At 36.6% G+C, this 23,465-nt stretch carries 13 protein-coding genes; 7 read left to right on the top strand and 6 right to left on the bottom strand.

The annotated features are described in order from the left end of the window. Nucleotides 1–64: 64 nt before the first annotated feature. Nucleotides 65–1,684 carry an ABC-F family ATP-binding cassette domain-containing protein gene (locus FN795_RS11925; RefSeq protein WP_142450814.1) on the top strand — a complete coding sequence of 540 codons (1,620 nt, stop codon included), beginning with the start codon at nucleotides 65–67 and terminating at the stop codon, nucleotides 1,682–1,684. A gap of 46 nt (nucleotides 1,685–1,730) precedes the next feature. On the opposite strand, the gene FN795_RS21425 is transcribed toward FN795_RS11925, so the two are convergent. The 3 genes from FN795_RS21425 to FN795_RS11915 all read right to left on the bottom strand — a co-directional run bounded on the left by FN795_RS21425 (nucleotide 1,731) and on the right by FN795_RS11915 (nucleotide 4,065). Further along, nucleotides 1,731–1,904, bottom strand: coding sequence for a hypothetical protein (locus FN795_RS21425; protein WP_167498076.1), 174 nt, complete (start codon nucleotides 1,902–1,904; stop codon nucleotides 1,731–1,733). A 108-nt stretch (nucleotides 1,905–2,012) separates the two neighbouring features. Beyond that, nucleotides 2,013–2,645, bottom strand: coding sequence for a class I SAM-dependent DNA methyltransferase (locus FN795_RS11920; protein WP_142450813.1), 633 nt, complete (start codon nucleotides 2,643–2,645; stop codon nucleotides 2,013–2,015). A gap of 145 nt (nucleotides 2,646–2,790) precedes the next feature. Beyond that, nucleotides 2,791–4,065, bottom strand: a complete 1,275-nt coding sequence (locus FN795_RS11915) for a PIN-like domain-containing protein (RefSeq protein WP_142450812.1) — start codon at nucleotides 4,063–4,065, stop codon at nucleotides 2,791–2,793. Nucleotides 4,066–4,346: 281 nt separating this feature from the next. Between FN795_RS11915 and pyrR the strand changes: the two genes are divergently transcribed. The 6 genes from pyrR to FN795_RS11885 all read left to right on the top strand — a co-directional run bounded on the left by pyrR (nucleotide 4,347) and on the right by FN795_RS11885 (nucleotide 8,906). Continuing rightward, complete coding sequence (gene pyrR, locus FN795_RS11910) at nucleotides 4,347–4,886, top strand: bifunctional pyr operon transcriptional regulator/uracil phosphoribosyltransferase PyrR (protein ID WP_008468864.1); 540 nt, start codon at nucleotides 4,347–4,349, stop codon at nucleotides 4,884–4,886. 99 nt (nucleotides 4,887–4,985) lie between these two features. After that, nucleotides 4,986–5,915 carry an aspartate carbamoyltransferase catalytic subunit gene (locus FN795_RS11905; RefSeq protein WP_142450811.1) on the top strand — a complete coding sequence of 310 codons (930 nt, stop codon included), beginning with the start codon at nucleotides 4,986–4,988 and terminating at the stop codon, nucleotides 5,913–5,915. Nucleotides 5,916–6,166: 251 nt separating this feature from the next. Continuing rightward, nucleotides 6,167–6,499 (top strand): ribonuclease Z, encoded by a 333-nt coding sequence (locus tag FN795_RS11900; RefSeq protein ID WP_142450810.1) that lies wholly within the window; start codon nucleotides 6,167–6,169, stop codon nucleotides 6,497–6,499. Nucleotides 6,500–6,593: 94 nt separating this feature from the next. Then, nucleotides 6,594–7,499 (top strand): ribonuclease Z, encoded by a 906-nt coding sequence (locus FN795_RS11895; protein ID WP_142450809.1) that lies wholly within the window; start codon nucleotides 6,594–6,596, stop codon nucleotides 7,497–7,499. An 83-nt stretch (nucleotides 7,500–7,582) separates the two neighbouring features. Next, nucleotides 7,583–8,227: a pyridoxamine 5'-phosphate oxidase gene (gene pdxH / locus FN795_RS11890; protein WP_142450808.1), complete on the top strand. Its 645-nt coding sequence runs from the start codon at nucleotides 7,583–7,585 to the stop codon at nucleotides 8,225–8,227. A gap of 175 nt (nucleotides 8,228–8,402) precedes the next feature. Then, on the top strand, nucleotides 8,403–8,906 hold the full coding sequence (locus FN795_RS11885) for a CAP domain-containing protein (RefSeq protein WP_167498075.1): 504 nt from the start codon (nucleotides 8,403–8,405) through the stop codon (nucleotides 8,904–8,906). 201 nt (nucleotides 8,907–9,107) lie between these two features. On the opposite strand, the gene FN795_RS11880 is transcribed toward FN795_RS11885, so the two are convergent. The 3 genes from FN795_RS11880 to FN795_RS11870 form a co-directional block, all read right to left on the bottom strand. Further along, complete coding sequence (locus FN795_RS11880) at nucleotides 9,108–11,048, bottom strand: OmpA family protein (RefSeq protein WP_142450807.1); 1,941 nt, start codon at nucleotides 11,046–11,048, stop codon at nucleotides 9,108–9,110. A gap of 11 nt (nucleotides 11,049–11,059) precedes the next feature. After that, nucleotides 11,060–11,977 carry a PorP/SprF family type IX secretion system membrane protein gene (locus FN795_RS11875; protein WP_142450806.1) on the bottom strand — a complete coding sequence of 306 codons (918 nt, stop codon included), beginning with the start codon at nucleotides 11,975–11,977 and terminating at the stop codon, nucleotides 11,060–11,062. 149 nt (nucleotides 11,978–12,126) lie between these two features. Continuing rightward, a complete protein-coding gene (locus tag FN795_RS11870; RefSeq protein WP_142450805.1) occupies nucleotides 12,127–23,442 on the bottom strand; it encodes a T9SS type B sorting domain-containing protein in 11,316 nt (3,771 codons plus the stop codon). Nucleotides 23,443–23,465 lie beyond the last annotated feature (23 nt).

The following is a 23,465-nucleotide window of genomic DNA, read 5'->3' as shown; positions in this document are numbered from 1 at the left end:
TAGTATCTTTGCAACTTAGAACCTTTTTCACTACTTTTGCACCAAATTAATTAAAAAGACATTCATGTTAACAGTCAATAATTTATCAGTTCAATTTGGCAAACGAATTTTGTTTGACGAAGTAAATACCACATTCACTCACGGAAATATTTACGGCGTTATTGGAGCCAACGGTGCTGGAAAATCTACATTTCTTAAAATTATCTCAGGCGATATGGACCCAACTTCGGGGCATATTCATTTAGAGCCAGGAAAACGTATGTCGGTTTTAAACCAAAATCACAACATGTTCGATGAGCATACAGTTTTGGAAACCGTTTTAATGGGAAATAAAGTTTTGTACGCTGTTAAAAAAGAAATGGATGAACTTTATTTAGATTATAATGATAAAAATGCAGACAGAATAGGGGAGCTTCAGGTTCAATTCGAAGAAATGAACGGATGGAACGCCGATTCTGATGCTGCTGCGATGTTGTCTAACTTAGGAATTTCAGAAGCAGATCATTATACTTTAATGGCTGATATGGAAGGAAAAATGAAAGTTCGTGTGCTTTTGGCGCAGGCACTTTTCGGAAATCCTGATGTATTGATTATGGATGAGCCTACCAACGATTTGGATTTCGAGACAATCGCTTGGTTGGAAAATTTCTTGGCAAACTACGAAAATACTGTAATCGTTGTATCTCACGACCGTCACTTTTTAGATGCGGTTTGTACACATATTTCTGATATTGATTTCGGAAAAATCAATCACTATTCAGGAAACTATACTTTCTGGTACGAGTCTAGCCAATTAGCGGCAAAACAACGTGCACAACAAAACAAAAAAGCAGAAGAGAAGAAACAAGAGTTGGAAGAATTTATTCGTCGTTTTAGTGCAAACGTGGCGAAATCGAAACAAGCAACTTCTCGTAAAAAAATGATTTCGAAATTGAATATTTCTGAAATCAAACCTTCAAGCCGTCGTTATCCTGCAATTATTTTTGATCAGGATCGTGAAGCTGGAGATCAGATTTTGAATGTTGAAAACTTATCTGCATCTGTAGATGGAGAAGTTCTTTTTAAAGATGTTGATTTGAATATGGCAAAAGGCGATAAAATCGTTCTTTTCTCTAAAGATTCACGTGCAACAACAGCTTTCTACGAAATCTTAAATGGTGAACAAAAAGCAGATTCAGGATCTTTTGATTGGGGAATTACTACAAACCAAGCATATTTACCAGCTGAAAACCACAAATACTTCGAAAACGACTTGACTTTAGTAGATTGGTTACGTCAATACGCTAAAACAGAAGAAGAGCGTGATGAGGTATTTATTAGAGGTTTCTTAGGGAAAATGATTTTTTCTGGAGAAGAAGCTTTAAAAACGTCAAGAGTTTTATCTGGAGGAGAAAAAGTACGTTGTATGTTGTCTAGAATGATGATGGAGCGTGCTAACGTTTTAATGCTTGATGAACCAACAAATCACTTAGATTTGGAATCTATTACGGCTTTCAATAACTCATTGAAAAACTTTAAAGGTTCTGTAATTTTCACAACGCATGACCATGAGTTCGCGCAAACTGTTGGTAACAGAATCGTAGAATTGACGCCAAACGGAGTAATCGACCGTTACATGACATTTGATGAATATCTTGATGATGAAAAGATTCAGGAACAAAGAAAAAAGATGTACAATCTTTAATAAAAACAAAAATCCCGTTATGAGAATAACGGGATTTTTTTATGTCTTATTTACTGCCGAACATTTTTGCGAAAATCCAGATAATAATCGCAACCACAAAAATTACGATAAATATCCCGAATCCCATTCCGGCTTTAAAAATGTCTCCAATAACTTCGCAGCTTGTAAATGAAAACAGTATTACAAATACCATTAACAATCTTAGTATTTTATTTTGCATGACTTCTGATGTTTTAAATTGATATTTAAAATTACTTCAGGAATCAGAAAAATGTGTTATAGAATTTTTGGGAAATGTTTTAGGATTTGGAGATAATTTTTGAATTGACTATCCTTTTTTCTTAGCAATTATTATGGTATGAATTTCTATACTTTCAGCTTTTGGATAATTTACATTGAATAGTTTAATTACCTCAAAATGATGTCTTAAAAGTTGATTGCTTATATCTTCTAAAGAATGATAATAAAAATAAGTACGATCACCAGTGCTTCCAGAAATAAAACCAGATTCAGAAGGTTTTCCCTGAACAAAACTTAAATATAAAATCCCATCGTTTAAAAGTATTTTTTCCGAGTCATTTATTAGTTTAGAACAATCTTCTTCGGATAAATAAGGCAAGCAAAAGCCACACATAATGGCATCAAATTTTTGATTTAATGTGCTAAGTTCTCTTGTATCCATTACTTCAAAGTTGGCAGAAGGATTATTTGCTTTTGCCAATTCAATCATTTTTGGAGCAATGTCAATACCTGTAATTTTTAGGTTGGGATTTTTGGATAATAAATATTTTGTAATGTTTCCTGGCCCGCAACCAATTTCAAATATGTTTATTTGCTCCTGTTTTAGAATGTTACAAAAGAAATCGTAAGTCTCATCGTACAAGCTTAAATTCATAAACTTATCTTCATAGAGATTGGCAATTTTATTCCACGTTTCAAAAGTTTCTTGGTATTTATCCATTAGATTTTAGTTGTGTTCTATTGTTGTTGCTACGAAGTCAGGAGATTTCGGAGAGCTGTTCTGCTAAATCATTCTAAATGCAAAACCAATTTTCAATTACGCTAATTGTTCAAATCCTTTGTATCAGTTGTTGTATACAGTTTTTTTATTCTTCTAGCTTAAGTTTTTCTATTAATCTTTTTTGTATTTCCATATCAAGATTCAATCTATTTTGAATTTCATTAATTTCCTCTGTATATTCTTCCTCTGTATAAGCTAAATTATGAGCAAGTTCTCTTATGTCATCTAAGGGATTGCTTTTTTCGTATAAATTATCCCGATATAAATTAAGTTTTGAAAGTTGCGAATTTACATCTTGAAGTTTAAGATGATTTGTCGAAATTGATTGATTAAGTGAATAAAGTTGTTTTAAATATTCTTTTTTATTAGGAGAAATATCTCCAATTTTTATAGCACGCTCATTGTAATAATTGCTTATCAATTTAAATGTTTCATCTATAGAAGAATCTTTAATGTTATTATCAATTTCTTTCTTTGCGAACTGTAAAAAAGAAGATGTATTGTATAAATAAAAAACTTCTAAGTCAGGGCATTCTGTATAAATCTCATTTAAAAGTTCTTTTCTTGCACTAATTTTTCTACCTCTTTTTTCTTCCCACCAATCTTCTTTTACATCTCCAGTTACAAGTACTAAGTATTTTAATTTTTGTTTTTTAGCGTGCTTAATGATTTCCTTCCAAAATGTAAGATCACCATATTTTCTTATGTATTCATTTTCTTTGAAATAATAAGATCCATCTTTTTTATTGTCCATGTAACCTGGTGGAATTTTATTAGCGTATCTTTTTACTCCTTCTTTGTAAATATCTTCCAATTCCTCCTTTGTAAGTGTAGAACCAATTTTATTTTCAAATATAGTAGTAATTAAATCTCTTAATTTATCGCTGTCATTTACATCGGCTTGTTGTTTTTCTAATTTTTCTAAATGCTTTACAAACTTTCTGAAAATTTTAGTGCTTTTTTTAAAACTACTGTCATTCAAAAAATGTTCAGGATTTATTAAAGCATGTCTTTGAGATAATTTATGATTGTCGATTTCGCTTTTATATTCAGCATTAATAGTATTGATTTTTTCGATCGTACTTAAGGTTGCTGTTTTAACTTTAGCAAACATATTTTTTTGATCCCCGATCACAGATAATCGATTACTCAAATACTCTAGAAATACTTGAAATCCAATCCAAATTCGATCTTTAAAATTGTCATTTTGAAGTACTCCTAATAAGTCATTTTTGGCTGATTCTGGTAACCTATAAAGATCAAGTAGTACATTTGCGTCAAAGACAAAAGTTCCTTCTTTCCATATTTTTTCAAAGTCTAGTTGATTTGAATCACGATATATTTTTAATAAATCATTCATTTTTTTACGATTGAAAATGTTTAGTGTAAAAGTGTGCATGATTTAGTTTATATGTTTGATAACATCATGCAAAATCATGTTTTTAGGTTGATATATATTATAAAGATGAAAATAAGTTAATTCTGCTAAAATATATTTTTAAAATTAAAGTCATTTATAAAAGCTAAAGTTTTATTTACAAAATGGTTTTCTAAATATCAATAAAAATATTTCCAACCTCAACACCCCAACAAATAAATTCTGATTTCGTATATTTGCCCAACCAAACATTACAATTACTTATGAGTCAAAAAGTATTACTTAATTCTAAAGAAGTTACTATCATACTCCATCGTTTGGCTTGTCAGTTAATCGAAAAACATCTTGATTTCTCTGAAACTATTCTAGTTGGAATTCAGCCAAGAGGCGTTTTTTTAGCTGAACGTTTAAAACAAATATTAGAAAACGAATACAAGGTTCCTGAAATTTCTTTAGGATATCTGGACATCACTTTTTTTAGAGATGATTTCCGTCGTACTGATAAACCGCTTGAAGCCAATAAAACCCAAATCAATTTTATAGTCGAAGACAAAAAAGTCATTTTTATTGATGACGTTTTGTTTACAGGAAGAAGCATTCGTTCTGCCTTAACTGCCATTCAATCTTTCGGAAGACCTTCAGAAATTGAGTTATTGGTTTTAATAGATAGACGTTTCAGCCGTCATTTGCCAATTCAACCCGATTACAGAGGCCGTCAGGTAGATGCTATTAATGGTGAAAAAGTAATTGTAAGCTGGAAAGAAAATGATGGTGAAGATGTTGTTCACCTAGTGACAAATTAGTTTAATCGGTTAACCGGTTAATTGTTTAATCGGAAAAGCCAACGATTAAATGATTTAACAAATAAGAGATTAAACAAATAAAACATATAAACACACACAATGAAAGAATTAAGCGTAAATCATTTATTAGGAATTAAATATATCAACGAGAATGATATTAACCTGATTTTTGAGACGGCAGATCATTTTAAAGAAGTCATTAACCGACCGATTAAAAAAGTTCCTTCATTACGAGATATTACTATTGCCAATATTTTCTTCGAAAACAGTACCAGAACCAAACTCTCTTTTGAATTAGCGCAGAAACGTTTATCTGCTGATGTGATCAGTTTTTCTGCAGCTCAGTCGTCGGTTAAAAAAGGAGAAACCTTGATTGATACTGTAAATAATATCCTTTCGATGAAAGTAGATATGGTTGTAATGCGCCACTCCAATCCCGGAGCGGCTTATTTTTTATCTAAAAATGTCAAAGCCAGTATCGTAAACGCCGGAGACGGAGCACACGAACATCCAACTCAGGCTTTATTGGATAGTTATTCCATCAGAGAAAAATTGGGAGGCGTTGCCGGAAAAAAAGTAGTTATTGTAGGTGATATTCTGCATTCAAGAGTTGCCTTATCAAATATATATGCTTTGAAAATGCAAGGCGCTGAAGTTAAAGTTTGCGGACCAAAAACATTGATTCCGAGATATATTGAATCGCTTGGTGTTACGGTTGAACCAAATTTGAGAAAAGCATTAGAATGGTGCGACGTTGCGAATATGCTTCGTGTACAAAACGAACGTATGGATGTGAATTTCTTCCCATCAACTCGTGAGTATGCGCAACAATATGGAGTCGATAAACCGCTTTTGGATTCTCTTGGAAAAGAAATCGTAATCATGCACCCGGGACCAATCAACAGAGGAGTAGAGATTACTTCTGAAGTTGCCGATTCGGATCATTCAGTGATTTTGAATCAAGTGGAGAATGGTGTTGCGATTAGAATGGCCGTTATTTATTTATTAGCTTCTAAGATTCAGCAATAATTTTAATTTTGTTTCGGGTTTCAGGTTTCAAGTTTTGGAACGTTAATATTTGGTTGTCACACTGAGCGAAGTCGAAGTGTTTTTTATGTAAAAACGTGTTTTACAAACGTGGACTTCTCCCGATGCCTCGGGATCGCTCAGCCTGACAAATATGGAACTTGAAACCTGAAACGTGAAACAAAAAAATAAAAAAACTTCGTATCTTAGCTCTCTGAAAAATCAATTTTTATATAAGCCCCACTAATTATAAAATGAAAGTAGATCAAAAAGGACATACCGTTACGATTAAAGATACTCAAGGAGATGTAAATTCTTTCTTGGAAAAAGTAACGCAACAAATTAAGACTTTTGAAAAACATAATATTATAATCGACCTATCATCTGATGCTGCTCTGACTGAAAATGATTTAAAGCTTTTTTTACCACTTTCAAAACAACAGAAAAAAGCCAAAAAATCATTTGTAATTGTGGCTACTGATCTTGATTTTAACGCTATTTCAGATAAGCTGCTTGTGGTTCCGTCACTTTTGGAAGCACACGATATTATCGAAATGGAAGAAATCGAAAGAGACTTGGGATTTTAAAAATAAGGTTTAATTGTTTATTCGTTTAACTGTTTAATCGTTTTGATTTGATTTTAGCCGATTAAACGATTTACCAATTAAACAAATAAACAAATTGAAACTAACGATACTTGGCTGTTATGCAGCTACTCCGAGAACAATAACCAACCCGACTGCGCAGGTTTTAGAAATAAAAAATCGTTTGTTTTTGATTGACTGTGGAGAAGGAACTCAGGTACAACTCAGGAAAAACAAGATTAAATTCTCAAAAATTAATCACATTTTTATTTCCCATCTTCATGGCGATCATTTATTTGGATTGATCGGAACCATTTCGACTTTTTCTCTTTTAGGAAGAACAACGGATTTACATATTTACGGACCAAAAGGAATTAAAGAGCTTATTCTACTTCAATTGAAACTGACGGAATCCTGGACAACTTACAATTTGTTTTTCCACGAATTAGAATCGAAAGAAAGCGAAATTATTTTTGAAGATAAAAAAGTTATAGTAAAAACAATTCCGTTGAAACATCGTGTTTATACGAATGGTTATCTTTTTCAGGAAAAACCGGATGAAAGAAAACTGAATGTTGAAGCTGTTCAGAACTATGATATTCACGTTGCTTATTATCAGAAGATAAAAAACGGAGGAGATATTACATTGGATAACGGAACTGTAATTGAAAATGAAAAACTGACTTTTGACCCAGCACCACCGAAAAGTTATGCTTTTTGTTCGGATACTGTTTATCACGAAGCCATCATCCCGATTATTGAAAATGTAGATGTTTTGTATCATGAATCTACCTTTTTGGAATCAGAAGCGGCTTTGGCACAAAAAACATTGCATTCAACTGCAAAAGAGGCAGCAAGAATTGCTTTAAAAGCAAATGTAAAGCAATTGGTTTTAGGTCATTATTCGACTAGATATGATGGTTTGGAACGTTTTAAAGTAGAAGCGGAGGAAGTTTTCCCAAATGTGCTTTTGGCAGATGACGGCCTGAGTTTTGAATTTTAGTGATGTAAAATGTAAAATGTGAAATGTAAAATGTGAAATCTAGTCATTTTACGTTTTACAGTTAACTTTTAACAAAGAAAAATATGAATGATTTAAGCAACTATAGAAGATCATACGAAAAGAGCGAATTATTGGAAACCAATATTCCGGAAGATCCAATTAATCTTTTTAATCGCTGGTTTTATGAAGTGGAAGATTTTGGTGGAAGTGGAGAAGTGAATGCGATGACGGTTTCGACAATTGGACTGGATGGTTTCCCGAAATCGCGTGTTGTTTTATTGAAGAAATTTTCTGAAGAAGGATTTATATTTTATACCAATTATAATTCGGAAAAAGGAAAAGCGATTGCCAATAATCCAAATGTTTGCCTGTCTTTCTTTTGGCAGGAAATGGAGCGCCAGGTTATTATTAAAGGAATTGCCCAAAAGACTTCTGAAAATATTTCAGATGGTTATTTTGATTCGCGTCCGAATGGAAGCAAACTTGGTGCTATTGTTTCAAATCAAAGTGAAGTTATTCCGTCGAGAACTTTTTTGGAAGAAAATCTGAAAAAACTGGAAGCAGAATTTGAAGGAAAAGAAATTCCGAGACCTGAAAATTGGGGTGGTTATTTAGTAACTCCCTTACAAGTAGAATTTTGGCAAGGAAGACCTAATAGACTTCACGACAGAATTCGTTATACAAGCCAATCTGATTTTTCATGGAAGATTGAGCGATTATCGTCTTAATTGTAAGAAAATTATATGTTAAATTAAAATTTTAATGTATTTCATCGATTATTTTTGTAGTTTACCGACAATTTGAATACGTTTGACGTAAGAAAAGTGAAACAATTTATTCAAATATAAAAATTTAAAGGATTTGCCCCAACATTTACTTTAAGCATTAAACTACTGTATGATTATGAAGAAGATAATGCGCATCATGACGTTCATTGCAATACTTTTTGCAATGAACGCATGTTCTGCCGACACTGCCGAGGGAACCGAAAACAGTACTTCAACTGAAATTCTGATTACGAACTACACGTATAATGATTCAGAATTAGAAACCTTGAAATTGATTAACGATTACCGTGTGAGTATTGGTCTAAATGCTTTAGAACCAATCAATCATATTTCTGCTAAATGCGAAGAACACAATAAATATATGATCGAAAAAAATGTTGTTGATCATAATGATTTTGTGGCTCGTTCTGAAAATCTTGAAAAAGTTCTTGGTGCAAAAAAAGTGGGTGAGAATGTAGCTTACAATTACAAGACTTCTGAAGCTGTTGTAAAAGCTTGGTTAGAAAGTCCAGGACATAAGGAAAATATTGAAGGTAATTTTACTCATTTTGGTATAGCAATAACTGTCGATGCTAAAACTGGTAAAAAATATTATACTAACATTTTTGTTAGATTATAAGCTTGATTGAAAACTGGTTGGTTTTTAGTGATCGTTGCAGGTTTTTTTTAAGCTGTAACGATTTTTTTTTTTTTTTTTTTTTTTAAAAAAATTTTTTTTTTTTTTTTTTTTAAGTTTTAATTTTTTTTTTTTTTTTTTTTTTTGAAAAAAAGCTGCCCATTTTCGGCAGCTTTTTTCTTTCCAAGTATGATAATCTAATAACTAAAGTGCTGTAATTATAAATTCGCTTCGTCTGTTCATTTGATGTTCTTCTTCTGTACAAGGAACGCCATCAGAGCATTTGTTTACAAGCTGAGTTTCACCATATCCTTTTCCGGTTAAACGATCGGCTTTTATGCCGTTTTTGATCAACCATTGAATAGTGGATTTTGCTCTTCGGTCAGATAAACCTTCATTGTATTGATGTGATGCACGACTATCGGTATGTGAACGAATATCCAATTTCATTGCAGGATAGTCGTTTAACACGGCCAGAATTTTTTCTAAATCCAATGCAGCTTCAGGTCGAATGTTTGATTTGTCCAAATCGAAATAAATCATTTTGATACCAAAACATTTTCCTAAATCGTCACCAACAGTTACACGGCACATGCGTTTGGTTAAAGCAATTGGCAAATCGGTTTTTCCACTTACTTTATCAATTGTTACACTAACTTCTTTAGTTTCATAATCTTGTTTTTCAGCACGTACATTGTATGTTTTTTTACAATCGACTGGAAGTTTATACAATCCTGTATCGTCTGCAGTTGTAGTAGCTTTGATTACTTGATTTTCATATAAAGTAACTTTTGCGCCTGGCAAAATTTCATTTGTGGCAATATCAGTTATAATACCGCTCAATTCCTGAATACATTTCAGCCTTCGGGTTTCCAAAAATTTGTAAATATCATCAGAACCTAATCCGCCGTCTTTATTAGAACTGAAATAACCCAATCTGCTAACAGGATCAATAAAATAGGCAAAATCATCTTTTGGAGAATTGATATCGGCACCTAAATTCTGAATATTGCTGATTGTTCCATCGCTGTCAATATCGCCCACAAAAACATCTAATCCGCCCAGTCCGGGATGGCCATCTGAAGCAAAGTAAATTTCGTTGTCATCTGTTACATACGGAAATGTTTCTTTTCCTTCTGTATTTATAGTTTTTCCCAGATTTTCCGGAGTTCCATAACTTCCATCTGCGTTGATACTCACTTTATATATATCCGATTGTCCGACAGTGCCTGGCATATCAGAAGCAAAATAAAGTGTTTTTCCGTCCGGACTAAGTGCCGGATGCGCGGTGCTGTAATTGTCACTTGTAAAAGAAAGTGGCGCTATATTGGTCCATTGTCCTTTGCTGTCAAGTGTGGCTTTGTATAATTTTACTAAAGTAATTTTATTAGCATCTTTACCTTTTTTTCCGTCAACAAAATTGTTTCTTGTGAAGTATGCTGTTTTTCCATCTTTTGAAAATACTGGAGTCGCTTCGTTGAATTTACTATTTAAAGCATTTTTGAATTTGTTTACTTTACTTGCAGTATAAGTAGCTGGATCAACATCAGCATCATAAATATTGGTGAAATATTCGCCGGTCCATTTGTGTTTTCGTTGTGAAAAATTTCCTGTATCTCTAGCAGAAGCAAAGTATAATTTGTTGTTGTAAACAAAGGAACCATAATCTGAATATTTGCTATTTATTCCGGCGTTTTCAATATTATATCGTCCCGAATTTGCTTTAATCTGTTCTAGATAATTTACATCTTCTTTATACAATTTTGCTCTGTTGTCGTTTGAGTTTTTGGTATCAAATTCATCCAAAATTTTATTTGCTTTTGCTGTATCTCCTATTGATTTTAACGACTGAGCATATCTGTAATAATATTCAGGTTCTATGTTCGAACTCATTGCAAACAACTCACTATACCATTTAGCGGCACCTTCAAAATCTGAATTGAAGTAATAAGAATTTCCAAGTTTCTTGAACATTTCTTCAGATTTATATCCTTTATTTGCTACTTTTTCATACGTCTTTATTGCATCAACGTAAGCGTAATTATTGTATTTTTTATCGCCAGAATTTACTTTTGACTGCTGTGAATAACTGTCCAATGAAAAAACGCTTACAAATGTTAGGCAAAGGAAAATATAATTTTTCATAGTACTTATTTTTAGAAGAAACGAGGAGTTGTTATTTTACCATTTTTAGTAAAGAATTCATAACGCAGGAATATCTCGTGTGATCCTGAATTATAATTATTCAGGTTTGTGGTTTCATGGTCGTAACCGTAACCTAAATAAAGACCGTCAGTGATTTGGAACCCAACCATAGCACTTAATGAAGCACTCCATCTATAAGCGACACCGGCAACAAACTTGTCAAAGAACATAAAGTTCGCTGAAAGATCTACTTGAAGTGGCGCACCTTCAACCATTTTAGTAAGTACAGCTGGTTTGAATCTGATATACTGATATTTATCAAGATCAAATACATAACCTGCCATTAAATAATAATTGATTTTGTCTTTGAAAATGGCAATATCATTATCATCGTAGCGATTTGTTTCGATGAAATTTGGGATAGAAAAACCAACATAAGCTTTATCTGAATGCCAGTAAACTCCGGCTCCTACGTTAGGCGTAAATTTATTATCCAAATCCTGAAACTGTGGATCTCCTGAAATATCAGGATTCAGTTTGCTTACATCCAAATTGAATATATTGGCAGTTCCTTTGATACCAAATGAAAGTTTGAAATTTGCTGAGGTTTGTATTGTATATGAAACGTCAACAGAAATATTGTTTTCATTTGTTGGACCAATTTTATCGTTAACGAGCGAACCTCCAATTCCCAGATTACTATTATTTATAGGAGTATTTACGGAGAAACTGCTTGTTTCAGGAGCACCATCCAAACCAACCCATTGTGTACGGTACAAACCGAAAATGCTTAAGGCTCCACGAGAACCTGCATAGGCAGGATTTATGTTTATTGTGTTGTACATGTATTGCGTATATTGAGCATCTTGCTGCGCGTGACCTGCAATAGTTACAAACAGAATGACGAAGTAAAATAATTTTGTTCTCATAGTAGATATTTATTATTTCAATTTTACTATTGAATTATTAATGAAATCCTCTAAAAAATCCACGATATTATACTTTCAATTCCCGGATTTTTTGTTCTCTGCTGTATCAGGCTGATATAGTTATTTATATCAGCCTTTGCAGCCTGGGTTTATTTTGAAAGATAGAGGTATCCGTCTTTTTTGTTATACTGAATTACATTATTACCGTCTAAAGATTTGTAAGTCACAATGTAGAAGTAAGTTCCTGTTGGCAATCCTTCGGATTGTTTAACAGTTGTTCTTCCTCGTGATGTTCCATCAAACGCATTCGTTGTATTATTATAGTCAGTTGTTTCAAAGACTAATATTCCCCAACGATTATAGATCTCGACTGTATTTCCTGGGTAGCAGGTTAAGTCGCCAATTCCATCAATTACAAATACATCATTTATACCATCTCCATTTGGAGAGAAAGCATTGTGTACAACTATGTTTTCACATGGTAATACTTTACAGTCATCATTGATTTCCATATTAAGTACAATGCTTCGAGGGCAGTTTTGATCAGCAATTTTGTACTCAAATGCGTAGTTGCCAATTGCTAATCCAAGTGCATTTAAGATACCATCTCTCAATGCATTAGTGTTATTTGTGTCAACCCAAGTTCCATTTCTAGGGGTGTCTGCCGGAAGAAGAGCAAGCAAGTCGATTAAAGTTGAGTCATCATTACAAGCTGAACTGCTTACCGTTGTTACACCATTTGGAATAACTGTTATAGTAATGGTACCAGTATCACAATTATTTGGGTTTAGTTTTTCACAAATCTGATAAGTATAAGTGTAAGTACCAGAAGCTGTTGCACTTCCTACAGTCAAATTACCTGCAGTATCTACAGTTATATTTGGATCAGATTTTACATCTGTGTTCTGTGGTACTAAACTGAAGTTTACCAATTGCAAGGTCACCGGAAGACCATTTAGTAAATCATTACTTAGTAAATTTCCAACTACTCCAAATCGGTTACAGCCAATATTAGTATAACTATCATCATTAGCAACTATTGGAGAAGAAGAAACTGTCACGGTTACAATTGCGGTATCGCAGTTTCCAAAATCAGCATTTTCACAAATCTGATAAGTCAGAGTGTATGTTCCCGCAGGCGTGTTTGGCGCTACAGTAATTGATCCGTCAGGATTTAATGTCAGTACTCCTTTAGGGTCTGGCGTTACTGTTGTCAAAGTAACATCACTTGGATTTACTGGTGAACCATTTAATGTATCATTTGTATAAACGTTGATTACATTTGTTCCTCCTGTTGTTCCGTTTATTGGTCCTGCAGTATCATCATTGGCAACAATTGCAAATGTTGGTCTTGCGATACAGTAAGGATCAGCTGGCGGATAATTTACAACGATCGTTTCACTCGGGTTAACTGAGATAGTAACTGTAGCTGTTGGACGAAGATTTTCAAATCCGTCTGGAGCCTGAATCCATTTATTATCCTGGAATACCCATCCTGGCCAGTCAATACCATTACCATTCTGATCTACTACGGCACCTGGCCATAATACTCTTCCGCTAAGCGGTAAGTTGGTCATCGTAGTGACTACATTATTATTACTGTCAGCCCATGTAATAGTTACGCCGTTTACAGGTGTAAAGTTTACTGGCGTTGCTGAATAGTCAAGATACGGAACATCGTTTACACAAATAGATGTCGCAGTAACTGTCATAACCGGAGCTTCAATTGTAATGGTTACAGTTGCTGTATCACAATTTGAAGTTTGGTCTGCTTCACAAATTTGATATACCATTGTTAATGTTCCAACTGGCGCATTTGGCAGAATATCTACAGAACCATCAGGATTCAATTGTAAAAATTCGTTTGGAGTTACCGTTGTGATAATCACATCTGAAGCAGTTATCGGTTGACCTTCAAGTGTATCATTTGTTAGTACATTCAACACATTTGGTGTTGTATGATTAACTCCTGGGAAAGGTCCGCCATTGTCGTCATTTGCAACAATATCTTGGTACTCTTTACAGTTAACTCCAAAGTCAATATCTAAATGAACTAAATCTTCCGGAGTTACATTTACAACGTAGCCATCAGCACTGGTTGTTGTACAAACGGTGTGCATTTGAGTTTTGCCAGTTTTGGCGACAGCTTTTTTATCTGTATTTGTTGATGGCAATACTTTTACTAATCCAGTTGCTCCTAAAGCAGCTGCAACAGCATCTAAGTTGGCATCTCTTACAAGTTTAACTTTGTATTCTCCATAAGGATTTTCACCTTCTGGTCTGTTTCTCCAGAAACCTTGAATTCCGACAATTACCTCATCATGATATCCGTTTGGACCATCGACAATAACATTAGCACTCTTAGCGTTTCCGAATCCACCGGCATTTAACTCACCAGCATTCTGTGGGCCAGTATAGCTTCCGTCTCCATTCAAGTCAAGCCATTCCCAAAGGCTATAGTCAATAGCACCATCGGCATCTGGAATATTTTTAGTTACCACGCCATCATTGTTGGCATCATACCATTCATCCTGAATTCCGTTGCTGTTGGTGTCGTACCAAACATAATCTCCTAAAACTGGAAGTTTTGATTTTCCATATAAGAAGTCATGTACTTGGAATTTACATTCTTCAAGAGTTGTAAAGAACAAGCTTGAATTTACAGGATATAATTGATAAGCACTATTCAAATTAGCATCTTGAACCTGAACTAAATAACTTCCTGCAACCATGCCAGAGAATGAATATTCTCCATTGGCATTAGTAATGCGAATTAAAATCGGACCAGGTGTAGTACCTTGAGGGATCAATGTTACAGGCACATTCGCAATAGGAGTGTTAGTGTCAACATTAATTACCTGTCCAGATACTTTCACTTTATAATTTGGTTGGGTAATGGTAACAGTTGCTGTTGCGGTACAAACTTGGCCTTCACCATTAACAGGTGCAGTTGCAGTAAGTGTATAAGTTCCAGCAGGCAAGTTAGTATTACCAACCACTTCGTTATTTGCATTTGTAATTACAACCGTTGCACCAGGGCTGCTGGTTACAGCGATAGAACCATCAGTTCCGTCAAGACAGCTAACATTTGTTGGAACTCCAGAAACTGATACTTTATTGTCAACAGTAAATGTCTGAACTAATTCTGTTTTGTTTCCTGCACAATCTGTTAAAGTATAAGTTCTAGTCAGTACATAAGCATTTCCATCGCAACCATTAGCTCCATTGTTAGAATCGCTTACAGTAACGGTTACTTTTCCTCCACAATTATCAGCTTCATCTGTAATATCATCTGGGCTACCAGTTGGAATTTCAGCTGTGCTTTGTAAGCCCGCAACATTTGCTGGAGCAGTTCCTGTTGGAGGTGTTGTGTCTCTAACTGTTATGATTTGAGTAAATGAAGCTGTGTTTCCAGAACAATCACTTGTTGTCCATTTGCGTGTCAGCGTATATTCTGTTCCACATTCATTTTTAATATCGCTTTTAGTCTCAGACAATACAATTGGTAAATCACCACCGCAATTATCAGAAGCCTGAACATTAGCTGGTTCCGGAACTGCATCACATGAAACTGTAATATCAGTTGGAAGTTCACCATTAAAGACTGGATTTGTAGTGTCTTGGATGGTAATTATTTGAGTGAAAGTTCCAGAAGTATTTCCACAATCATCTTTTACAGTCCAAGTATTGGTATAAGTTCCAGCATTTGAACATCCTTCAGAAGCTACAAATTGGCCACTTACTTTTACAACGTTAGATACGTCAGTATCACATGCGTCAGTTGCTGTTGGGAATAAGGCTTGCGCCGATGCCAAAGCTTCCTGATCACTGCATTCGATAGTTTTGTTTAAAGAAGCAGTTTGTGTTGTCCAAGTTGGTGCTGTAGTATCTTGAATTGTAATTACTTGAGTGAAAGTAGCTGATGTATTTCCACAATCGTCTTTCACAGTCCAAGTATTAGTATAAGTTCCAGAATTAGCACATCCTTCAGAAGCTATAAATTGGCCACTTACTTTTACAACGTTAGAAACATCAGTATCACATGTATCAGTTGCTGTTGGGAATAAAGCTTGCGCCGATGCCAAAGCTTCCTGATTACTGCATTCGATAGTTTTGTTTAAAGAAGCAGTTTGTGTTGTCCAAGTTGGTGCTGTAGTATCTTGAATTGTAATTACTTGAGTGAATGTTTCAGAAGTGTTTCCGCAAGCATCTTTTACAGTCCAGGTATTAGTGTAAGTCCCAGCATTTGAGCATCCTTCAGAAGCCATAAACTGACCGCTTACTTTTACAATATTTGAAACATCAGTATCGCATGCATCAGTTGCTGTTGGGAATAAGGCTTGCGCCGATGCCAAAGCTTGCTGATCACTGCATTCCACAGTTCTGTTTAAAGAAGCAATTTCAGTTTTCCAAGTTGGAGCTGTAATATCCTGAACAATTATTGTCTGACTAACCGGAAGTGAAACATTTCCACAAGCATCTTTAGCTGTCCAAGTTCTTGTTTTAGTGTATGATCCAGCGCAATCGCCTGGAGTAACAGTATCTTCATAAGTTAAAGAAGAAATTGTACCATTTAAATCTGTTGCAGTTGCCTGAGCAAATACAGGTTCTGCCGGACAGTTAATTGTTGAAGTTGCTGGAAGCGGATCAATTACTGGCAAGATAGAATCTCCGTCGATAATTTCGAATGATTCGCTATGTGTACATCCTTTAGCATCAGTGATTATTACTGTATAACTTCCTGAAGCAAGATTACTTGCTGTAGCTGTAGTCTGTACAGGATTTGTATTCCAAGAGTAAATATATGGAGCAGTTCCGCCAGAAGCAACAACAGTAGCAGATCCAGTAGCAGCACCGCCACAACCAGGATTTATTTGTGATTTAGTCGCTGTCAATGGCGCTTGAGGCTCAGATATAATTACCTGTTCGGTATCTGTACAACCTTTTTCGTCTGTTACAGTCACAATGTAAGTTCCTGCAATAAGACCAGTTGCTGTAGCTGAAGTCTGTACTGGAACAGTATTCCAAGAATAAGAGTAAGTTCCAGTTCCGCCAGTTGCAGAAGCTGTTGCAGAACCAGTTGCATCTCCTTTACAGTTCACATCAGTTTTAGAAGTGATTGAAGCAGTCAATGGATTGGCTGGTTCAGAAATGATTACTTGTTCAGTATCTGTACAACCTTTTTCATCTGTTACAGTCACAATGTAAGTTCCTGCAATAAGACCAGTTGCTGTAGCTGAAGTCTGTACCGGAACAGTATTCCAAGAATAAGAGTAAGTTCCAGTTCCACCAGTTGCAGAAGCTGTTGCAGACCCAGTTGCGTCTCCTTTACAGTTTACATCAGTTTTAGAAGAGATAGAAGCAGTCAATGGATTGGCTGGTTCAGATATGATTACTTGTTCGGTATCCGTACATCCTTTTGCATCTGTCACCGTTACTATGTAAGTTCCTGCGATAAGGCCAGTTGCTGTTGCAGTATTTTGTACTGGAACAGTATTCCAGGAATAAGAGTAAGTTCCATTTCCACCAGTTGCAGAAGCTGTTGCAGAACCAGTTGCATCTCCTTTACAGTTCACATCAGTTTTAGAAGTGATTGAAGCTGTCAAAGCCGATTGTGGCTGGCCGATAGTCACAGTACAAGTAGTAGTATAACCTAATTTATCAGTAACTGTTACGTTATGTAAACCTGCCGTTAAGCCAGTTGCCTGAGCTGTTGTTTCGCCGTTGTCCCATAAGTAAGTGTACTCGCCATTTCCACCTATTGCCACTACAGTCGCTTTACCGTTGTTGTCTCCGTAGCATTTGGCAGGATCGTCCTGAGTAATGCTGCAAGAAAGAACATTTGGTTCAGTGATGGTTACAGTACAAGTTGTTTTGCAACCTTTAGAATCCGTTACGGTTACTGAATGAAGACCTGCACTAAGTGCAATTGCTTTTTGAGTAGTTTCGTTGTTGTCCCACAAGTAAGTGTAGCCTCCGTTTCCTCCAAGTGGAGTAACAGTCGCTTCTCCGTCACTTAATCCGTTAGAACTAACAGCTTTGTTTTGTACAACTGAGCAGCTTAAAACTGCACTTGGCTCTCCGATTGTCACTGTTTCAGTATCGGTACATCCTTTTGAATCAGTCACAGTCACGATATAAGTTCCCGCAACAAGATTTGATGCAGTAGCTCCAGTCTGAACCGGAACAGTATTCCAAGAATAAGAGTATCCTGCTGTTCCGCCAGTAGCCGAAGCTGTTGCAGAACCAGTTGCATCGCCTTTGCAGCTTACATCAGTTTTAGAATCTATTGCAGCAAGTAAAGCATTTGTAGGCTCTCCGATTGTCACTGTTTCAGTATCAGTACATCCTTTTGAATCGGTCACTGTCACAATATAAGTTCCGGCAACAAGATTTGTTGCAGTTGCTCCAGTCTGTACAGGAACGGTATTCCAAGAATAAGAGTATCCTGCTGTTCCGCCAGTAGCCGAAGCTGTTGCAGAACCAGTTGCGTCGCCTTTACAGCTTACATCAGTTTTAGAGTCGATTGCAGCAACTAAAGTGTTAGAAGGCTCACCGATTGTCACTGTTTCAGTATCGATACATCCTTTTGAATCAGTCACTGTCACGATATAAGTTCCTGCAACAAGATTTGTTGCAGTAGCTGTATTTTGGACTGGAACAGTGTTCCAAGTATAAGAGTAAGTTCCGTTTCCTCCTGTAGCAGAAGCTGTTGCAGAACCAGTAGCATCACCTTTGCAGTTTACATCAGTTTTAGAATCTATTGCAGCGGCTAAAGGTGCTTGTGGTTGGCTGATTACAACTGAACATTTTGTTTTGTAGCCTAATTTGTCAGTAACGGTTACTTCGTGAGTGCCGGCTGTCAATCCGATAGCCTGAGCAGTTGTTTCGCCGTTGTCCCATAAATAAGTGTACTCGCCATTTCCACCTATTGCCACTACAGTCGCTTTACCGTTGTTGTCTCCGTAGCATTTGGCAGGATCGTCCTGAGTAATGCTGCAAGAAAGAACATTTGGTTCAGTGATGGTCACAGTACAAGTTGTTTTGCAACCTTTAGAATCCGTTACGGTTACTGAATGAAGACCTGCACTAAGTGCAAGTGCTTTTTGAGTAGTTTCGTTGTTGTCCCACAAGTAAGTGTAGCCTCCGTTTCCTCCAAGCGGAGTAACTGTTGCCTCTCCGTCACTTAATCCGTTAGAACTAACAGCTTTGTTTTGTACAATTGAGCAGCTTAAAACTGCACTTGGCTCTCCGATTGTCACTGTCTCGGTATCGGTACATCCTTTAGAATCAGTCACTGTCACGATATAAGTTCCAGCAACAAGATTTGTTACAGTAGCTCCAGTCTGTACCGGAACAGTATTCCAAGAATAAGAGTAGCCCGCTGTTCCGCCAGTAGCCGAAGCTGTTGCAGAACCAGTTGCATCGCCTTTGCAGCTTACATCAGTTTTAGAATCTATTGCAGCAAGTAAAGCATTTGTTGGCTCTCCGATTGTCACTGTTTCAGTATCGGTACATCCTTTAGAGTCTGTCACTGTCACGATGTAAGTTCCTGCAACAAGATTTGATGCAGTAGCTCCAGTTTGAACAGGAACAGTATTCCAAGAATAAGAGTATCCTGCTGTTCCGCCAGTAGCCGAAGCTGTTGCAGAACCAGTTGCGTCGCCTTTACAGCTTACATCAGTTTTAGAATCTATTGCGGCAAGTAAAGCATTTGTAGGCTCTCCGATTGTCACTGTTTCAGTATCGGTACATCCTTTTGAATCGGTCACTGTCACAATATAAGTTCCAGCAACAAGATTTGATGCAGTAGCTCCAGTCTGAACAGGAACAGTATTCCAAGAATAGGAGTAGCCTGCTGTTCCTCCAGTAGCCGAAGCTGTTGCAGAACCAGTCGCGTCGCCTTTACAGCTTACATCAGTTTTAGAGTCGATTGTAGCAACTAAAGTGTTAGAAGGCTCTCCGATTGTCACTGTCTCAGTATCGGTACATCCTTTAGAGTCGGTCACTGTCACGATGTAAGTTCCGGCAACAAGATTTGATGCAGTAGCTCCAGTCTGAACCGGAACAGTATTCCAAGAATATGAGTAGCCCGCTGTTCCTCCAGTAGCCGAAGCTGTTGCAGAACCAGTTGCGTCGCCTTTACAGCTTACATCAGTTTTAGAATCTATTGCGGCAAGTAAAGCATTTGAAGGCTCTCCGATTGTCACTGTTTCAGTATCGGTACATCCTTTAGAATCAGTCACTGTAACGATATAAGTTCCTGCAACAAGATTTGATGCAGTAGCTCCAGTCTGAACTGGAACAGTATTCCAAGAGTAAGAGTAGCCTGCTGTTCCGCCAGTAGCCGAAGCTGTTGCAGAACCAGTAGCATCACCTTTACAGCTTACATCAGTTTTAGTATCTATTGCAGCAATCAAAGCATTAGAAGGTTCTCCGATTGTCACTGTCTCAGTATCAGTACATCCTTTAGAATCGGTCACAGTCACGATATAAGTTCCTGCAACAAGATTTGATGCAGTAGCTCCAGTCTGAACAGGAACGGTATTCCAAGAATAGGAGTAGCCCGCTGTTCCGCCAGTAGCTGAAGCCATTGCAGAACCAGTCGCATCTCCTTTACAGTTCACATCTGTTTTAGAGTCTATTGCGGCAACCAAAGCATTTGAAGGCTCTCCGATTGTCACTGTCTCAGTATCGGTGCAACCTTTAGAATCAGTCACAGTCAAGATATAAGTTCCGGCAACAAGATTTGTTGCAGTTGCTCCAGTCTGTACAGGAACCGTATTCCAAGAGTAAGAGTAGCCCGCTGTTCCTCCAGTAGCTGAAGCTGTTGCAGAACCAGTAGCATCGCCTTTGCAGTTTACATCAGTTTTAGAATCTATTGCAGCAGTCAAAGCATCAGAAGGTTCTCCGATTGTCACTGTTTCAGTATCGGTACATCCTTTAGAATCAGTCACAGTCACGATATAAGTTCCGGCAACAAGATTTGTTGCAGTTGCTCCAGTCTGTACAGGAACCGTATTCCAAGAGTAAGAGTAGCCCGCTGTTCCTCCAGTAGCGGAAGCTGTTGCAGAACCAGTAGCATCGCCTTTGCAGTTTACATTAGTTTTAGAATCTATTGCGGCAAGTAAAGCATTAGAAGGTTCGCTGATTGTCACTGTTTCAGTATCGGTACATCCTTTTGAATCGGTCACTGTCACGATATAAGTTCCTGCAGCAAGATTTGTTGCAGTAGCTCCAGTTTGCACAGGAACGGTATTCCAAGAGTAAGAGTAGCTTGCTGTTCCACCTGTAGCCGAAGCGGTTGCAGAACCAGTAGAGTCACCTTTACAGTTTACATCTGTTTTAGAGTCTATTGCGGCAACCAAAGTATTTGATGGCTCGCCGATTGTAACTGTTTCGGTATCGGTACATCCATTTTGGTCTGTTACTGTTACAATGTATGTTCCAACTTTAAGTCCGTTTGCAGTAGCTCCAGTTTGCACAGGAACCGTATTCCAAGAATAAGAATACCCCGCTGTTCCACCAGTAGCAGAAGCGGTTGCAGAACCAGTAGAATCACCTTTGCAGCTTACATCTGTTTTAGAATTTATTGCGGCAACCAAAGTATTTGATGGCTCGCCGATTGTAACTGTTTCAGTATCGGTACATCCATTTTGGTCTGTTACTGTTACAATGTATGTTCCAGCTTTAAGTCCGCTTGCAGTTGCTCCAGTTTGAACAGGGACAGTATTCCAAGAATAGGAATAAGTTCCTGTTCCTCCGGTTGCAGATGCAGTAGCCGAACCGGTAGAATCTCCTTTACATTTTACATCTACTTTGGTATTTACAGCAGCAACTAAAGCAGCGTTTGGCTGTCCAATTGTTACAGTATCAGTTTTGCTCGAACAGGAATCTGTTACAGTCACGGTATAAGTTCCGGCTGGTAAATTAGATACTGATGGAGTTGTTCCAACTACATTGTTAGAGGCATTTTTCCAAGAATAAGTAACAGTTCCCACGGAGTTTGTTACAGTTCCAGCTGTAACGCTTCCTGTACTTGCTCCATAACAAAGAACATCTGTTTTAGACGATGCGGCAATTGCTAAAGCTCCAGCAGGTTGCGTTATTTCAATAGTTAAAATACCTGTTGCACAATTATTACTATCTGTTGCACTAACTTTGTATATTCCAGCACTTAAACCAGAAATATCTTTTGTTGTAGCAAAATCAACATCGTTTTTTGTCCATTTGTAAGTGTATGGACCTTGTCCTCCTGTTGGAGTATTAAGAGTGATAGCTCCATTGTTTCCTCCATAACATGTTACATTTGTTTGTGAAGCAATTGTTATAATTGGACACGGAACATTCGTCATAGGTGAAACTATGTCTTGCGTTGCATTAGTACAAAGGGCGTTTTGAAAGAAAAGTTTCGATGAACTCACTTGTTGACTTCCACATGTATTTGGTTTTGGAGTCAATCGATATTTTAAAGTTATTGTCTCAACATTTAAGAAATCAATATTCCAGGCAATTTCTTGTCCGGTAATTGTGGTAGTTCCTTTAGTTACCGTAACTGACCCAATTGTAAAATTAGCACCTACAGTTTCTTTTTCAAAAGGCGTCCCTGTAATCTGTTTGGCAACCCATGATAATTGAGTGAAAATTTGGTTGTAGATACCTGTTAAGTCTGCAGCAGTTTCTGTGAAAAATGAACCTCCAGACTGAATTTGATTTAAAGTATATTCAGCATCTGTTTGAGTTCCGCCTGAAATGGCGCCAAATAATCCAACGGAAAAAATCTGATTGTTGTAAACAGTACCCGATACAGTTCTACTTTTTGCATTATTGGCTGCAGTGATGGCACTTTGTATACAAGAACCTTGTTGTCCTGATGAACAGCTGTCGCCGTTTGTTCCAGTTACATTCGCAACACCATCTGTTAATAATACAATACTTCTAGCTGTTGCGCAGTCGTAGGTTGCACTATTTAAAACCGTATTTGCTTTTACAAGTCCGTCCTGAATATTAGTATTTCCATTTGCAGTAAGTCCATTTATGACCGATATTAAATCGGACTGGCCAGTGCTATCAGTTAGATTTCTTCTAATTGTTGCAGTTGTACTATAGGTCACAATTGCCACTTTGTTTTTTCCTGTTGGATTATTAGCAGGAAGAAACATTTTATTGATAAAATCTGTAGCAGCATCTTGTGCACGGGATAACGGTTTAGGATTGTTTCCATCACCCATACTTCCTGATACGTCAATAACTAATACAACTTCTAAAGGTCTTGCGACCGGATTAGAACCCTGAATTTTTAATTCTACATCCAGCGCTCCACAAACCCCAGGCGCAACAGTAACAGTTTTCGTTGGTGTTATTGTTTGGGCAAAACCTTTGGTTGATGAAAATAAGAAAAGCAACATACAAAACGTTATGCCAGCTCTTAATATTAAATGGATAAAGTGTAATGTTTTTTTCATTTTATAGGAATTTAAATTGAAAA

Source organism: Flavobacterium resistens, assembly GCF_900182645.1.
Taxonomy (GTDB): Bacteria; Bacteroidota; Bacteroidia; order Flavobacteriales; family Flavobacteriaceae; genus Flavobacterium; species Flavobacterium resistens.
This window is presented reverse-complemented; position numbering and strand designations above follow the sequence as displayed.

Coding starts and splice junctions, on each gene's coding strand:
- FN795_RS11925 (WP_142450814.1), top strand. CDS start 65: ATGTTAACAGTCAATAATTTATCAGTTCAATTTGGCAAACGAATTTTG.
- FN795_RS21425 (WP_167498076.1), bottom strand. CDS start 1,904: ATGCAAAATAAAATACTAAGATTGTTAATGGTATTTGTAATACTGTTT.
- FN795_RS11920 (WP_142450813.1), bottom strand. CDS start 2,645: ATGGATAAATACCAAGAAACTTTTGAAACGTGGAATAAAATTGCCAAT.
- FN795_RS11915 (WP_142450812.1), bottom strand. CDS start 4,065: ATGAATGATTTATTAAAAATATATCGTGATTCAAATCAACTAGACTTT.
- pyrR (WP_008468864.1), top strand. CDS start 4,347: ATGAGTCAAAAAGTATTACTTAATTCTAAAGAAGTTACTATCATACTC.
- FN795_RS11905 (WP_142450811.1), top strand. CDS start 4,986: ATGAAAGAATTAAGCGTAAATCATTTATTAGGAATTAAATATATCAAC.
- FN795_RS11900 (WP_142450810.1), top strand. CDS start 6,167: ATGAAAGTAGATCAAAAAGGACATACCGTTACGATTAAAGATACTCAA.
- pdxH (WP_142450808.1), top strand. CDS start 7,583: ATGAATGATTTAAGCAACTATAGAAGATCATACGAAAAGAGCGAATTA.
- FN795_RS11885 (WP_167498075.1), top strand. CDS start 8,403: ATGAAGAAGATAATGCGCATCATGACGTTCATTGCAATACTTTTTGCA.
- FN795_RS11880 (WP_142450807.1), bottom strand. CDS start 11,048: ATGAAAAATTATATTTTCCTTTGCCTAACATTTGTAAGCGTTTTTTCA.
- FN795_RS11875 (WP_142450806.1), bottom strand. CDS start 11,977: ATGAGAACAAAATTATTTTACTTCGTCATTCTGTTTGTAACTATTGCA.
- FN795_RS11870 (WP_142450805.1), bottom strand. CDS start 23,442: ATGAAAAAAACATTACACTTTATCCATTTAATATTAAGAGCTGGCATA.